General features: G+C 72.7%; 13 protein-coding genes. 4 read left to right on the forward strand and 9 right to left on the reverse strand.

The features are described from left to right. Positions 1-339: 339 nt before the first annotated feature. Positions 340-2,262, reverse strand: a complete 1,923-nt coding sequence (locus tag AB0N02_RS43165; RefSeq protein ID WP_363959980.1) for a Xaa-Pro dipeptidyl-peptidase — start codon at positions 2,260-2,262, stop codon at positions 340-342. 135 nt (positions 2,263-2,397) lie between these two features. Between AB0N02_RS43165 and AB0N02_RS43170 the strand changes: the two genes are divergently transcribed. Further along, positions 2,398-3,177, forward strand: coding sequence for a helical backbone metal receptor (locus tag AB0N02_RS43170; protein WP_363959983.1), 780 nt, complete (start codon positions 2,398-2,400; stop codon positions 3,175-3,177). A gap of 289 nt (positions 3,178-3,466) precedes the next feature. Then, positions 3,467-3,733: a DUF1876 domain-containing protein gene (locus AB0N02_RS43175; protein ID WP_363959986.1), complete on the forward strand. Its 267-nt coding sequence runs from the start codon at positions 3,467-3,469 to the stop codon at positions 3,731-3,733. A 78-nt stretch (positions 3,734-3,811) separates the two neighbouring features. Here AB0N02_RS43175 and ftsH read toward each other — a convergent pair whose 3' ends face one another. From ftsH to AB0N02_RS43215, 8 genes are all read right to left on the reverse strand, one after another. Beyond that, a complete protein-coding gene (gene ftsH, locus AB0N02_RS43180; RefSeq protein WP_363959989.1) occupies positions 3,812-5,764 on the reverse strand; it encodes an ATP-dependent zinc metalloprotease FtsH in 1,953 nt (650 codons plus the stop codon). 225 nt (positions 5,765-5,989) lie between these two features. Further along, a complete protein-coding gene (locus AB0N02_RS43185) occupies positions 5,990-6,766 on the reverse strand; it encodes a transglutaminase domain-containing protein (RefSeq protein ID WP_363959992.1) in 777 nt (258 codons plus the stop codon). A 120-nt stretch (positions 6,767-6,886) separates the two neighbouring features. Beyond that, on the reverse strand, positions 6,887-8,110 hold the full coding sequence (locus AB0N02_RS43190; protein WP_363959995.1) for a Dyp-type peroxidase: 1,224 nt from the start codon (positions 8,108-8,110) through the stop codon (positions 6,887-6,889). After that, positions 8,110-8,709: a copper chaperone PCu(A)C gene (locus AB0N02_RS43195; RefSeq protein WP_363959997.1), complete on the reverse strand. Its 600-nt coding sequence runs from the start codon at positions 8,707-8,709 to the stop codon at positions 8,110-8,112. The genes AB0N02_RS43190 and AB0N02_RS43195 overlap by 1 nt, the downstream gene beginning before the upstream one ends. 204 nt (positions 8,710-8,913) lie before the next feature. Beyond that, complete coding sequence (locus AB0N02_RS43200) at positions 8,914-9,507, reverse strand: MFS transporter (RefSeq protein ID WP_363960000.1); 594 nt, start codon at positions 9,505-9,507, stop codon at positions 8,914-8,916. A 76-nt stretch (positions 9,508-9,583) separates the two neighbouring features. Next, positions 9,584-9,979, reverse strand: a complete 396-nt coding sequence (locus AB0N02_RS43205; RefSeq protein ID WP_363960165.1) for a substrate-binding domain-containing protein — start codon at positions 9,977-9,979, stop codon at positions 9,584-9,586. Continuing rightward, positions 9,976-10,158, reverse strand: coding sequence for a hypothetical protein (locus AB0N02_RS43210; RefSeq protein ID WP_363960003.1), 183 nt, complete (start codon positions 10,156-10,158; stop codon positions 9,976-9,978). The genes AB0N02_RS43205 and AB0N02_RS43210 overlap by 4 nt, the downstream gene beginning before the upstream one ends. Before the next feature lie 74 nt (positions 10,159-10,232). Further along, positions 10,233-11,024, reverse strand: coding sequence for a response regulator transcription factor (locus AB0N02_RS43215; protein WP_363960006.1), 792 nt, complete (start codon positions 11,022-11,024; stop codon positions 10,233-10,235). A gap of 198 nt (positions 11,025-11,222) precedes the next feature. Between AB0N02_RS43215 and AB0N02_RS43220 the strand changes: the two genes are divergently transcribed. Both AB0N02_RS43220 and AB0N02_RS43225 read left to right on the forward strand, forming a co-directional pair. Then, positions 11,223-12,473, forward strand: a complete 1,251-nt coding sequence (locus AB0N02_RS43220; RefSeq protein WP_363960009.1) for a bifunctional glycosyltransferase family 2/GtrA family protein — start codon at positions 11,223-11,225, stop codon at positions 12,471-12,473. Further along, positions 12,470-14,716 (forward strand): glycosyltransferase family 39 protein, encoded by a 2,247-nt coding sequence (locus AB0N02_RS43225; protein WP_363960012.1) that lies wholly within the window; start codon positions 12,470-12,472, stop codon positions 14,714-14,716. The genes AB0N02_RS43220 and AB0N02_RS43225 overlap by 4 nt, the downstream gene beginning before the upstream one ends. The last annotated feature ends 8 nt before the right edge of the window (positions 14,717-14,724 follow it).

Consider the following 14,724-nt stretch of genomic DNA (forward strand, 5'->3'; position numbering starts at 1 on the left):
ACAGCTGATCCTGGCCTGCTGGGCCGGGATCTGCCCCACCTGCCGCCGCGCGTTACCCAGACACGCCCAATCTGTCCCCACCTAACCAAGCCCTACTAGGGCACCGTTCCAAGGCGCTGTTCCGGGGCGCCGGCCGCCGCGGGGACGGCGGTCGCCCGTCACCGGTCCGCGCGGCCCGCGGGTCCGTGCCGTCTACCGGTTCACGCGGTGGACGAAGTCGGCGGCCGCGCTCCACACCGCGTGACAGGGGTGAGGTTCCGCTCGCGGGGCCGGAGATCTTCCGGCGTCGCCGAGGGGAGCACGGGACCGGCCGGAGGCGGCCCCGTGCTCCCGGGCGGATCAGAAGAACGTGTTCTCCGGTACCGGCAGGGTCACCCGCGCGGGGCCGCGCCATCTGGTCTTGTCCCGCGGCACGTCACCGCCGCCGAGGGCGGTGAGCACCAGGGGGAGCTGCACCGTGCTTCTGGCCAGGTCGAGGGTGACGTTCGCGCCGGTGGCCGCCTCGCCGCTGTAGGTGGCGTCGGTGCCGGCGATGACGAGGGCCAGCCGGTGGCCCTTCTTGAAGATGTAGTCCTGCGGCAGGGTCTCCCAGCGAACCCTGCCGTAGGTGCCCGGCGGCAGGGGGGAGGGGCGGCTGAGCGAGTCGCGGTTCTGCACGTCGATCCAGCCGCGGGCGACGATCTCCAGGGGACGGTCGGCGAGGTTGACGGCGACCTTCCTGTAGCAGGCGTCGTCGGCCGCCGTGCTCTCGCCGTGGCAGCTCTCCTCGGTGAGGGTGGTTATGCCCTGGCCGCGTCGCCAGTCGATGCGGGTGTCCTGGCCGTAGTCGACGAGGAGCGCGGTCAGGTTCGAGGTGGGTCTGTCGAGTGCCAGGCGCAGGTCGATGACGGGTGTGCCGGACAGCCGGAGGTCCAGCGGCAGCGGGCCGGTGGTGAAGGCCGCTCTCGCCGGGACGGCCGTGCCGATGTCGGCGGCCATGGCGTCCTCGGTCTGGCGGGTGTCGGTGAAGGTCGCCGTCTGTCCTCTTCTGGCGGGGGTGAGGCCTAGGGAGCCGTCGGAGGCGGGGTGAAGGGAGACCTTCAGGGTGTGGGGGGCGGGCCAGTCGGACTGGGTGATCCAGCGGTTGGTGCTGGTCTGCACGTCGGCGCGGGGTTGCCGCATGACGGTGTTGTTCACGCCGAGCAGCCAGTGGTCGAACCACTGCTGGAGGGTGTCGACCCAGAGGTCGCGGCGTCCTTCGAAGTCGAACGGGTCGACGTGCTGGTACTGCCCGACCCAGATTTTGCGGGGGATGTTGTTCCTGGCCAGTGCCTGCCACCACTTGCTGAAGTTGTCGGGTTTGACGTTGAGGTCGTTGACGGTGTGGACGGCGAAGACGCTGGCGTGCATTTTGGAGACGTTGGTGAGCAGGCCGTCGAGGTAGTCGCGTTCGGCCCAGAAGGGGTTGTAGTCGCCGGTGTCGTCGCCGTCCCTGGCGTCCATGTCGGCCCGTACGGCGGCGCATTTGGCGTCGGGGTCGGTGTCGACGTAGTTGGCGAGCCACGACATGTAGTCGTAGCTGTAGATCACGCCGTTGGAGCGCTGATATCTGTACCAGGAGCTGATGGCGGAGATCGGGACGATGGTCTCGAGTCCCTGGACGCCGGTGGCGGCGACGGCGTTGGCGAGGGTGCCGTCGTAGGACTTGCCGATCATCGCGGTCTTGCCGGTGGTCCAGTCGGCGTTGACGGGGGTGCCGTCGGCGCGGCGGGCGGTGGCGCGGCCGTTGAGCCAGTCGATGACGGCTTTTCCGCCGAGGACGTCGGAGCGGCCGCCGGTGTCGGGGCAGCCGTCGGATTTGGTGGTGCCGTTCATGTCGACGTTGAGGACGGCGTAGCCGCGCGGTACGAAGTAGTTGTCGTAGAAGAGGGGGAACTTCAGGGGGTTTCCGGCGGCGTCGTAGGTTTTCCGCTCGGATTCGTTGCCGCGGCCCGCGTTGTCGTAGTAAGGGCTTTCGTCGATGATGACGGGCACCTTGAGGGCGGGGCCCGACTCTCTGGGCCTGATGATGTCGACGCGGATCTGGTCGGGTTTTCCGTCGGCGTCGCTGTCGGTGCTCGATTCGACGTAGACGTGTTCGCGGATGGCGTCGGTGTAGGAGAAGACCGGCTGGGTCCTTCCGTTCTCGACGGTGATGGAGGGGGTGGGGGACGACGCATGGGCGGGGGTGATGCCCGTCGCGGTCACCGCCAGGGCGATGAGGACTGCTCGTAATCGTGGCACGCGGAGCCTCCCGAGAAACTAGAGAAACATCCGCAATGTCTTTGAGTTCCGAATAGTCGGCAAGATCCCTTTATGCGTTCGACATCACCCTGGGTCTGGTGTGTGACATGAGGGTGGCGGGCGTACGGTGACCGCATGGAGAAAGACGACCTCGGCCTCGCCGTGCGGCTTCCCGGGCGGGTGCGCCGCGTGGTCTCTCTCGTCCCGTCCCTGACCGAGGCCGTCGCGGCCACCGGGCGGGAGCTTCTCGTGGGCGCCACGGACTGGTGCGACCGTCCGGCGGACCTGGCCGTCACGAGGGTCCGCGGGACCAAGAACCCCGACCTCGGCCGGATCGGCTCGCTGCGGCCCGACGTCGTGCTGGCCAACTTCGAGGAGAACCGGGAGAGCGACCTGCGGGAACTGCGGGAGGCGGGCGTCCCGGTCTGGACGACCGTCATCCGTACGGTGGACGAGGCGCTGGTCTCCCTGGAGCGCGTGCTCACCGTGGCGTGCGGGCTGCCCCGTCCCGCCTGGCTGGAGGACGCGGCGCGGGCGTGGGCGACGCCCGCCCCCGCCCGCCGAAGGCGCGCCGTCATTCCCGTGTGGCGGCGCCCCTGGATGGTCGTCGGCCGTGACACCTTCGCCGGTGACGTACTGGCCAGGCTGGGGGTGGACAACCTCTACCGTGAGCACCCCGAGCGTTATCCGAGGATCCCGGCCGACCGGCTCCTGGAGGGCGGGCCCGACCTGGTGGTGCTGCCGGACGAGCCGTACCGTTTCACCGCCGGCGACGGGCCGGAGAGCTTCCCCGGCGTCGACGTGGCCCTCGTCAGCGGCCGTCATCTGACGTGGTACGGCCCTTCGCTGGTCGAGGCCCCCCGGCTCCTGGCGAAGGCGCTGGGCGGCCCGTTCCGTCTCCGGGCGGACGAGTAGAGTGAAATTCTCGCCCCGCCTGTTTTCCCCGGGCCCCGCGGTCGTCTCACGCGACGGCCGAAGCCCCCGCCGCCGGGGATCTCCCGCCTCTGTGCCTGAGCCTTGCCCAGCGATGGGGCAAAAGAGAGGGAAAATCCAGAAAAGAGCACATATCTCGCCGGGGGGCGTGCCGATCGCAGGACCTTCCGCAGGACCTTGAGGCCGCCGAGATCGTGACACCGGCCGGTGACCGGCACGGAAGACGACTGGCCCGTGCCGGTGGCCGTTCGTTGAACTGGAGGTTCCGACCATGGAAGCCAAGCAGTGGAACATACAGGTCGACATCACCGAAGAGGGCGACGACACCTTCGCCCGGGTGTTCCTGAACGTCAAGGACATTCACCACCTGACCGGTTTCGGCCACTCGCGCCGCAACCCGATCGACCGTCCGGTGCCCGAGATCGGTGACGAGCTCGCGGTCGCCCGCGCGCTGGCGGATCTGGCCGACAAGCTGCTCGCCACCACCTCGCAGGACATCGCCCAGTTCGCCGGGCCCGCCGGGCAGAACAGGTGGTGACGGAGGGGACCGGGCAGAACAGGTGGTGACGGAGGGGAGGGAGGATCCCGAGAGGGCCCCGGCGTACCGGCGTGCCCGTCAGGCGGTGGCGTCCAGGCGGGGTACCGTCATCCGCTCCTCGCGCAGCACGCCGCCGACGACCTCGCCGCCGACGGTCTCCTGTTCGAGCAGGATCGCCGAGAGCCGGTCGAGGGCGCCGCGGTGGGCGCGCAGCAGGCCGACCGCGCGCTTCTCGGCCTCGCCGAGCAGGCGGCCCACCTCCTCGTCGATGATCCGCTGAGTCCGCTCCGAGTACGGCTTGCGCCGCAGGTCGTCGAGTTCCTCGCCGAGATACTGGGGACTGGCCGAGGAGTAGCCGACCGGGCCGAGCTCAGCCGACAGGCCGAAGTCGCGCACCATGCGGGTGGCGATCTGGGTGGCGCCCGCCAGGTCGTTGGCGGCGCCGGTGGAGCCCTCGCCGAAGACGACCAGTTCGGCGGCCCGGCCGCCGAGCCGTACGGCCAGCAGGTCGGCCAGGTAGCTCTCGCTGTAGAGGTGCCGCTCGGCTTCGGGCAGCTGCTCGGTCACGCCGAGGGTCAGGCCGGCCGGCAGGATGGTCACCTTGGCGACCGGGTCGGCGTGCTCGCACAGCGCGGCCAGCAGGGCGTGACCGGACTCGTGCACGGCCACCGCGTGGCGTTCCTGGGGGAGCAGGGCGTTGGAGGTGTCCCGGCGGCCGAGCAGCACCCGGTCGCGGGCGGCGTCGAGATCGTGGGCGTCGATGGTCGTGCGGTCCGCCCTGACCGCGTTGATCGCGGCCTCGTTGACCAGGTTGGCCAGGTCGGCGCCGGAGAATCCCGGGGTGGCGCGGGCGATCACCCCGAGATCGGCGTCCGGGGTCAGGTGTTTTCCCGCCGCGTGCACGGCCAGGATCGCCGCGCGCTCGATCTGGTTGGGCAGCGGCACGGTGACCTGCCGGTCGAAACGGCCCGGCCGCAGCAGGGCCGGATCGAGGGCCTCGGGCCTGTTGGTCGCGGCCAGGACCACGATGCCGCTGCCCTGGTCGAAGCCGTCCATCTCGGCCAGCAGCTGGTTGAGCGTCTGCTCGCGCTCGTCGTTGCCGCCGGTGATCGTCCCGGAGCCGCGGCGGCCGCCGATCGCGTCGATCTCGTCGATGAAGATGATCGAGGGGGCGCGTTTGCGCGCCTCGTCGAACAGGTCGCGCACCCGTGAGGCGCCCACGCCGACGAACATCTCCACGAACCCCGATCCGGTGACCGACAGGAACGGCACGGCCGCCTCACCGGCCACCGCCCTGGCGATGAGCGTCTTGCCCGTGCCGGGAGGACCGACCATGATCACACCGCGGGGAGGTTTGGCGCCCGCCGCCGTGTACCGCTCGGGGGCGCGCAGGAAGTCGACCATCTCGCTGATCTCCTGCTTGACCCCGTCGTAGCCGGCGACGTCCCCGAACCGGGTGGTCGGCCGCTCCGCCTCGATGATCTTCGCTCGTGACCTGCCGAAGCCGCCGATGCCGCCGGCCAGGGACTGCTGCGCCTTCCGTCCCGTCCAGAGGAACAGGCCCATCAGCAGTACCAGCGGCAGCAGGCCGATGAGGAGGGAGGTCCAGGAGCCTCCCGCCTGGGTGGCGGTGGTCTGCACGTGCTTGGCGTGCAGCCGGCTCTCCAGCTGGGCGGCGTTGGGTGCCGTCGGGATCTGGCTGGTGAACCTGGTGCCGTCGCTCAGGGTGCCGGTCACCGCGCCCTGCTCGTCGATCGTGACGGTCTTGACCTGTCCGGCGTCCACCTTGGCCGTGAAGTCGCTGTAGGAGTAGGACCGGGTCGCGGTCCCGCCGAGGACGAGCGGCACCAGCAGCCACGCCGCGATGACCAGCATGCCGATCGGCAGCAGCCAGCTCCGCCAGCCCGGAGAGGGGGGAGGGGCAGAGGGGGGCGGGGGTTCGTTCGACGGTCCGGGCTTCGCCTTACCTGTCGTGTGGCGGCCGCGCAGCCGTACCCGGGTGATCATCAGCAGCCCCCTTGCGAGTTCCACCGCTCACTGCCAGTCTCCCCCCATATGGCCGAATATGGCAGGGCCGAAAGGCCCCAAGACCAGGGCGTTCGATGCGGCAGGCCATCTCGGAGACCGCCGGATCCCACCGTCACCCCACCGTCATCTCACCGTCATCCCACTGGCCGTCCGCCGGGCCCGGGTCTGGTCACGGCGCCCGGTCCCGGCGCGGGCGGCCGTTCCCGTGACCGGTCGCCGCCGGGTCCGTCACCCCGTCGGGGACGAAGCGCCCGCGCTCCATCGGCCCATGACGGGTTCTCCCAGGATCCTCGCGGCCCGGCACAGCGTCTGACCGTGCTCGGCGAACAGCGCGTCCCTGGAGTCGTGGTGCCCCAGATCCGCCAGGACCCTCGCCGACAGATCACACGCCGAGCACGCCGAGCACGCCCTGGGCGCACCGGTCACCCCGTCCCAGTCGACGGCCGTGCGCGACAGGGCCTCGAACAGCGTCTCCCGGCCGGTGTTGGTGAAGGCGCCGCCGGGCGTCCGGCTCAGCTCGGGCAGGTCGCCGAACAGCTCGGACACCTGGACCCAGCCGTCCGCCGTCCGGAACTCCGGCCACGCGAGCACGACCTGGTCCGGCACGAGACGGTGAAGACGCGGGAACCGCGGATGCCAGAAGGAACCGTCGACCAGCAGGCCGCGCACCCGGGTGGGAATCCCGCGTGCCCGGGCGACCGCCTCCAGCACCGCCAGGCGCTGGCTGCACGACCCGCGCTCCCGCCGCAGGATCTCCGAGACCGCCCGCCGTTCCTCGAGCGAGTAGACCGGGCGGATCGCCCGCGCGATGTGGCCGTGGGCGACCCTCAGCAGGGCGAGCGGATCCTCGGGGGCCCGGGCGGTCACCCGCTCGACGAAGGCGCCCACGCGCGGATGCCCCCAGTCGAGGATGCCGGTGGGCATCACCCCGCCCCGCACCGGAGCGGGGTCGGTCCCGGCGGGGGCGGGCACACGTCTTCGCGGCCAGGGAGGAGAACCGGTCATGGTCGTCATTGTGCCCCCCTGCCTCTACCGCCGCCTGCCCGGGGCCGAGAGGCGCCGTGACGCCTGCCCGCCGGCCGGTGCCCCCGTGGAAGACCGGACGCGCTTCGGTGACGACCCCGGTCAGCCGAGGAGCGTCTCGCCGATCCAGCCGTCGGCCGAGCAGCCGGGGGGAACGGCGAACACGGCCGACCCGATGGGGGTCGTCCACTCGTTCAGCAGGTCGGCCTCGGCCAGTCTCCGCTGGACGGGGATGAACTGCCGGGCGACGTCGGCCTGGTAGGAGGCGAACAGCAGCCCGGAGTCGGCGTGTCCTTCGGGGGTGATCCCTTCGTCGTAGTTGTAGACGCGGCGCAGGATCCGCATGCCGGGGTCCTTCACGTGGGCCCGGCGGATGTGCGCGTACTCGGAGATGACCGGAAAGCCGAGCGTGTTGAGCCTGTCGAAGTCGGGCTCGTCGTGCTCGCGCAGCCCGGTCAGCGGGGCGCCGGTGTCCAGGCGGCGGCCGACGCTGAACTCCCTGGCCGTCCGGTCGGCGGCGTCCCACTTGTCCAGCTGTGTGCGGATGCGGCGCAGTACCAGGGTGGTACCGCCGTGCAGCCACCGGGGGCCGTCGCCGGTCCACACGGCCCGGTCGAAGTCGGGGGTGCCCGGGACGGGGTTGACGGTGCCGTCGAGCTGGCCCATGAGGTTGCGCTGGGTCGTGCCGGGAGGGGCGGTCTGGGAGCCGCGCCGGAACCCGCGCTGGGTCCAGCGCACCCGGGTGAAGGAACGGGCGTCCTTGATCGTCATGCGCAGGGCGTGGGCGAGGGTGACGGCGTCGTCGGCGCAGATCTGCAGCAGCAGGTCCGCGCCGGTCCACCGCCGCTCCAGCCTGTCGACGACGAACGGGGGCAGCGGGGCCACCGACTCCGGCCGCAGCTCCTCGACCCCGGCCGCGGCGAACAGGCCCGGACCGAAGCCGAAGGTGACGGTCAGCCGGGCGGGATGCACGGCCAGTTCGGGCTCGGTGTCGGCCAGCGCGGCCCTGCCCTCGGTCAGGCGGCGGGCGTCGTCGGTGAGCAGGCGCATCATCCGGACGATCGCCTCGCGTCCGGTGCCCGGCAGCAGGTCCAGACCGGCGAACACGGCGTGGGCCTGCGGCGGGGTGGCGATTCCGGCCTGGTGGACACCGTGGAACGGCTCGATCGCCGGACCGGGGGCGGAGGGCGCGCCCGGCTCCCGGGCGGGAGACGAGGCGGAAGAGGGAGAGGAGGACGGTGGGAGGGCGCGGGCCGCCAGGGCGCCGGCCGCCGTGACGGCGCCCCCGGTGAGCAGGCCTCTGCGGGTCAGCCGGGGTTGACGCATCAGCCCTGCTCCTTGCCCATGTCCATACCGGGCTGGTAGTCCTCCCTGCCGCCGGCGAAATCCTTGCCGACCGCGGTGAACTCCAGTTTCCCGCCGCCCTCAAGGGCGAGGGCGAAGGGGATCTGCGCGCCGGGCATCACCTCTTCGGTGACGCCCATGAGCATGAGGTGGTCGCCGCCGGGCTGGAGCGGGTACGTGCCGTGAGCGGGGACGACGAACCCGCCCTTCTTGGGGCGCATGATCATCTTGTCTCCGGAGTCGACCACCTCGTGCAGTTCGACCTTCGGCGACAGCGGTGAGGAGGCGGAGACGACGGTCACGTCGGTGCCGGTGTCGTTGACCAGGGTGCCGAAGGCGGCGCTCATGCCCTTCTTGGCGGTCTTCACCCACGGGTCGACGATCGTCAGCGCCGCTCCGGTGGCCGACGGGACAGCCTGAGGGGACGCGGCGGCCGATGCGGGAGCGGTGGCGACGGCCGCCGCGGGGGACGATGTGGGAGATGCGGGGGCCGGTGCGGAGGCGCTCTGGGCGCCGCATCCGCACAGTGCCGTGACGGCCGCGGTCAGGATCGCGGCGGGGACGATACGGCGAGAGAACACGGTGAAGCCTTTCCTCCGGCGGAGCCGGCAGGCCGCGGCCGAGTGCCGCCTTGGTGTGGCCATGCCGGCGGGCAGCCGGAACTGTCACGCTGATTCGGTCCGCCGGGCGGTCGGATGGCCGCGCCGGCGCGGGCCCGCGCCGACGGATCGGGAGATCGCCCGCGGGCTGGGAACGAGGCAACGCCTCCGGGCGACCTTGGGCGGTCAGCCGGAGGTGGCGGTGACAGCCGGGGGAGGGCCGCGCCGGCTTACGGCGTGGCGCAGTACGGCCGAGCGGAGCGGCTTCGGCTCGATCGGGCCCGGTGAGAGGAGAGAGGTGTACGGCGGAGCCGTGTACACGATGAGCACGCGGTACAGCCGCGCGCCGAGCCGCCGCAGCAGCGCCCACAGCGCCGCCTCGCCGCGCGCCAGCCACAGGGAGGTCAGGCCCACCGCCCAGCCGTGCATGATCAGCATGCCCAGGCCCGGCAGCAGGCCGGAGTGGGCGTGCCCGGCGCCCTGTGCCGGGGACGCGGCGTGCGCCAGGGAGAACAGCACGTGCAGCCCGGCCTGCAACCCGGTCAGGAGCGGCAGGATCGCCGCCGGCGTGCGTTCGCGCCCCGACACGGCGAGGGCCGCCGTGAACGCGAGCGCCAGCGCCCCGGCCGCGCTCGGCGCCGAGACCGTTCCTCCTGCCAGGACATGCGCCATCACGCTCAGCCCCAGGCAGGCCGTGGCGAAGGCGGCGGCCCGGGCGAGACGGAAGGGCATGGTGGCGGGCAAGGTCACGGGCAGGGTGGCGGGCATGGTGGCGGGCATGGTGGGGCAATCATCGCACGCGACGGTGCCGCCCCCCGATCGAGGCCGGGACCTGCCGGTCCGCGCCGCCGGGCCGTCAGGCGCTGGCGGCGTAGAGGACGTCGCGCAGCCCGGGAAGGTCTTCCCGGTCGGCGCGCCAGACCAGACGCAGCCGGAGGTCCGGGACGGCGAAGTCGAGTTCGGTGAGCGTGCCGGACCGCAGAGCGGTGGAGACCGCGAACCCGGGAAGCAGGCAGACGCCCAGGCCCTGTTCCGCCCACGCCCGCATCACCGCGACCCCGCCCGCCAGGACCCGTTCCGGCCCGGGGCCGAGGAACCGGTCCGCGGCCATCCGGAAGGAACAGCTCGGCGCGTTGACCAGCAGCCGTTCGCCGATCAGGTCGCCCGCCTCCAGGCCGGGGCGGCCGTCCAGCCTGTGGCCGGGCATCGCGACCAGGACGAGCGGAACCGGATCGAGGTCGAGAAAGGTCAGCGGAGCGGGGGCGGCGGGAAACCGAGATCGCCGAGGGCGTCCCCGGTGTCGAGCACCAGCGCCGCCTCCAGCCGCCCGGCGCTCACCTCGGCGAGCAGTTCGTCCCGGCCGGCCGAGGTACGGACCTCGACGCCGACGCCGGGGCGGCGCTCGGCGAGCCGGGCCAGCACCCGGGGCACGCAGGCGGCGGGCCGTACCGGCTGATCTCGACGCCGGTGCCGGGTGGTCTTCCCGGACTCCGGGCGCGACCCGGTCAGCTCGGGCGTCGTCCCCTCTTTTCTCCGCCGTGCGGGGCGACGCCTCGGCGGGGGAGTGGGGAGCCGTCCCGGGACGTCGCCCCGGCGGCCGGGTGCAGCCGCAGGGAGTAGCCCACGCCGCGCAGGGTGTGGATCAGCGCGGGCCCCTCGGCGTCGATCTTGCGGCGCAGGTAGCTGATGTAGGACTCGACGATCCGGCTGTCGCCGCCGAAGCCGTAGTTCCACACCCGGTCCAGGATCTGCGTCTTGCTCACCACACGTTCGGCGTTGACCATCAGATAGCGCAGCAGGTTGAACTCGGTGGGCGACAGGTGCACGGTCCGCTCGGCCCGGCGCACCGTGTGCGCCTTCTCGTCGAGTTCCAGATCCGCGTAGCGCAGGACGCCGTCCGCGGAGAGGTCGGCGGGCGGGCGGCTGCGCCGCAGGATGGCCCGGAGCCGCAGGATGACCTCCTCCAGGCTGAAGGGTTTGGTGACGTAGTCGTCACCGCCCGCGGTCAGGCCCGCGATGCGGTCGGTGACGGCGTCGCGGGCGGTCAGGAAGAGCACCGGCAGGCCGTCGTGAAGGGCCCGCAGCCGTCGCGCCACGGTGAAACCGTCCAGGTCGGGCAGCATCACGTCGAGGATCACGATGTCGGGGCGGTCGCGGCCGGCGCCCTCCATCGCCTCGATGCCGCAGGCGGCCACGGACACCTCGAAACCGCTCATGCGCAGGGCGCTCGACAGCAGCTCGCGGATGTTGGGCTCGTCGTCGACGATCAGCACCCTGGCGGGCGCGGGCTCTTTCATAGCGTGGGTTCTACGCGCCCTGACTGGGAGTTAGCTGGGAACGTCGACACCGAGTCGATATCCCATGTCAAACATGGTGGCGCGGGCGGCCGGCCGGTGCGCGCTCGCCTGGCGAAACTGGGGATTCCCAGCTTTCTCACACAATCACCCGCCATACCTGAGTCGACGGATTTGACGGTATTGGAGGTGGTGACGCGGGTGAACAGTGCCACGACGGCCGACGAGGATGCGCGGGTCCCCGCCGGGCGGACCGCGACGGTGGAGATCGTGGTGCCGGTCTACAACGAGGAACGCGCCCTGGCCGGCTGCATCACCGTCCTGCACGACTATCTGGAGAGGTTTTTCCCCTTCGCCTGGACCATCACCGTGGTCGACAACGCCAGCACCGACGGCACGGGCGCGGTCGCGGCGGACCTGGCCGGGCGCTTCCCCAACGTCCGGCTCCTGCGTCTGGACCGCAAGGGCCGGGGCCTGGCGCTGCGCACGGCGTGGACACGGAGCCGGGCCGACGTCGTGGCCTACATGGACGTCGACCTGTCCACCGGGCTCGACGCGCTGCTCCCGCTCGTCGCCCCGCTGGTCAACGGCCACTCCGACCTGGCCATCGGCTCCCGGCTCGCGCGGGGGGCGCGCACGGTGCGCGGCCCCCGCAGGGAGATCGTCTCCCGCTGCTACAACGCGCTGGTCAGACGCACCCACGGGGTGGGGTTCAGCGACGCGCAGTGCGGGTTCAAGGCCGCCCGGACGGCGGTGGTCCGCCCGATGCTGGACCGGGTCGAGGACGACTCCTGGTTCTTCGACACCGAGCTGCTGCTCCTGGCCGACCACAACGGCCTGCGGGTGCACGAGATCCCCGTCGACTGGGTGGAGGACGTCGACAGCCGGGTCCAGGTCGTGCGGACCGCCCTCGACGACCTCAGGGGGCTGGTCAGGGTGGCCCGCGCGAAGGCCTCGGGGACCGCCCGCGTGCCCGGCCTGCCCCGGCGGCCCGGCCCGCGGGCGATCCACCCCGACGCCGTCCTGGCCCGGGACGGCGGCGGCCTGCTGTGGCAGGTGCTGTCGTTCTGCGCCATCGGCGTGCTGTCCACCCTGGCCCACCTCGGGCTGTACGCGCTGCTGCGGATCTGGCTGCCGGTGCCGGCGGCCAACCTGGTCGCGCTGACGATCACCACGGTTCTCAACACCGAGGCCAACCGGCGCTTCACCTTCGCCGCGCCCCGCACCTCGACGGTGGGCGTCCACCTGCCGGGACTGGTCGTCTTCGGCCTGTACTACGCGCTGACCTCCGGCGCGCTCATGACCCTGCACGCCCTCGTCGAGGACCCGCCGCGCCCGGCGGAGCTCGCGGTGCTGGTCGGCTCCTGTGTCGTCGGCACGGTGGGCCGTTTCCTGCTGCTGCGCGGCTGGGTGTTCGGCCGCAACCCCCCTGCCCCCTCTGGAGAACGATGACCACCTCACTTTCCGCCGCCACGACGACGGCCGGCGAGCCCGGCGCCCGCCCGTGGCGGTGGCGGGGCCACGCGCTCGCCGCGATCTGCCTGCTGGCGGCCCTGCTGTACGGCTGGGCCGCCACCGGGTGGGGCAACACCTACTACAGCGCGGCCGTCAGATCCATGTCGGCGAGCCCGGTGAACCTCCTGTTCGGCTCCTTCGACCCGGCCGGTGTCGTCACCGTCGACAAACCCCCGATGGCCCTGTGGCCCCAGGTGGTCTCCACCTGGATCTTCGGCTACCACGGCTGGGCGCTGCTGCTGCCCCAGGCGGTGGAGGGCGTCGCGACGGTGTTCCTGCTGCACCGCGCGGTACGCCGGTGGGCCGGAGAGGAGGCCGCACTGGTCGCCGCGCTCGTCCTGGCCCTCACCCCGGTCACCGTGATGATCAACCGGGACAACAACCCCGACACGCTGCTGGTGCTGCTGACGGTCGCCGCCGCCTACACCCTCACCAGGGCGGTACGGGCGGGCGCCGCCGCCCGCGAGGCCACCGGCTGGCTGCTGCTGACGGCGTTCCTCGTCGGCTGCGGATTCACCACCAAGATGCTCGCCGCCTGGGTCTGCCTGCCCGCCTTCCTGGCGGCCTACCTGGCCGGCACCGGGGCGGGCCTGTGGCGGCGGCTGACGGACCTGGGAGCCGCGGCCGTCGTCCTGCTGGTCTCCTCGCTGTGGTGGGTGGCGCTGGCGGACCTGTGGCCCGGCGGCCGGCCGTACATCGGGGGGAGCGCCGACGGGACCGCCCGGGATCTGGTGATCGGCTACAACGGCCTGGGGCGTGTCCTCGGGCAGGGCGGTCCGGGAGGGTTTCCGCGTCCCGGCGGTCCCGGCGGTCCGGGCGCCCCTGGGGGACCGGGCGGTCCCGGGGGAGTGCCGCAGCCGCCGCCCGGGATCGCCGACCTCGCCCGAGGCGGTCCGGGGGGTCTCCCAGAGGGATTCCCGAGGCCGGGCGGCGGCGTGGGGAACCCGTTCGGCGATCCGCCGGGTGTCGCGCGCATGTTCGGCGACTCGGTCGGCGGTCAGGTCGGCTGGCTGCTCCCGCTCGCCCTGCTGATCCTCGCGGCCGCCGTGGTGCTCGCCGTGCGCGCCCGCGGGCGCGGCGTACCGGCCGAGCCCGAGCGGCGCGCCGGCTGGGTGCTGTGGGGCGGCTGGCTGCTCGTCAACGGCGTGGTCTTCAGCTTCGCCGCGGGCATCTTCCACCCCTACTACACCGCCATGCTCGCTCCCGCCGTCGCCGCCCTGACCGGTGCGGGAACCGTGTGGCTGGTGCGCCGGCACCGCGAGGCCGGCCGGCTGCGGGCCCTGGCGCTCCCGGCGGCGGTCGCCGGTACCGCGGCCTGGGCGTGGGTTCTCATCTCCCGTGACATGTCGTGGCACGGCTGGCTGCGCTACGCCGTGCTCGCCGCCGCCGTCGTGGCCGTCGCCGTCCTTCTCACCGTCCGGGCCGGCCGTACGGCGGGGCCGGGCGGTCTCGTGCCGGTCGCGGCCCTGGTCCCCCTGCTGCTCGCCCCGGCGGTGTGGTCGGGCGCGAGCGTCCTCGCGGGCGCGGGCAACGGGACCTTCCCCACCGCGGGCCCGTCCGCGCCCATGCCCTTCGCCTCCGCCGGAGCCCCGCCGTGGGCCCACGGAGACGGACTGACCGCCGGGCAGCGCGGAATCCTGGACTACGCCGTCGCGCACTCCGGCGGCGCGCGCATCAAGCTCGCCGTCGACGGCGGGGCGATGGCCGCCTCCGCCTACCTCATCCACTCCGGCGAGACGGTGATCGGCATGGGCGGGTTCATGGGCGCGGACCCGGCGCCGTCCGTGGAACAGCTCGACCGGTGGGTCCGCGGCGGTGAGCTGCGCTTCGTCCTGGCCGCCGGCGGGACACCGGAGGCGGGGCCCTCCGGCGACGCACCCCCCGCGGGGAACGGGACGCCCCCCGGGAACGGAATGCCCGGCGGGAACGAGACGCCCCCCGAAAACGGGACGCCCCCCGAAAACGGGACGCCCCCCGAAAACGGGACGCCCGGCGGGAGCGGGATGCCCGGACCCGGCGCGGGACCCTTCGGCGGCGCCGCGGCCACCGAGCGCCGGGCCTGGATCGGCCGTAACTGTGACGTCGTCCCGGCCACCCGGTACGGCGGCGCCGAGCGGCCCGCGCCCTCGGACAGGATGCCGTTCGGCGGCGCCTCCGTCCTGTACGAATGCCGCCGTTAGCGCGGACA

The sequence above is a fragment of the Streptosporangium sp. NPDC051022 genome (assembly GCF_040683035.1).
In the GTDB taxonomy this organism is placed as follows: Bacteria; Actinomycetota; Actinomycetes; order Streptosporangiales; family Streptosporangiaceae; genus Streptosporangium.

Bases quoted from the DNA above. Each gene is read 5' to 3' on its own strand.
- AB0N02_RS43190 (WP_363959995.1), bottom strand. From the start codon at position 8,110: ATGCGTCAACCCCGGCTGACCCGCAGAGGCCTGCTCACCGGGGGCGCC.
- AB0N02_RS43200 (WP_363960000.1), bottom strand. From the start codon at position 9,507: ATGCCCGCCACCATGCCCGCCACCCTGCCCGTGACCTTGCCCGCCACC.
- AB0N02_RS43185 (WP_363959992.1), bottom strand. From the start codon at position 6,766: ATGACCGGTTCTCCTCCCTGGCCGCGAAGACGTGTGCCCGCCCCCGCC.
- AB0N02_RS43175 (WP_363959986.1), top strand. From the start codon at position 3,467: ATGGAAGCCAAGCAGTGGAACATACAGGTCGACATCACCGAAGAGGGC.
- AB0N02_RS43170 (WP_363959983.1), top strand. From the start codon at position 2,398: ATGGAGAAAGACGACCTCGGCCTCGCCGTGCGGCTTCCCGGGCGGGTG.
- AB0N02_RS43225 (WP_363960012.1), top strand. From the start codon at position 12,470: ATGACCACCTCACTTTCCGCCGCCACGACGACGGCCGGCGAGCCCGGC.
- AB0N02_RS43215 (WP_363960006.1), bottom strand. From the start codon at position 11,024: ATGAAAGAGCCCGCGCCCGCCAGGGTGCTGATCGTCGACGACGAGCCC.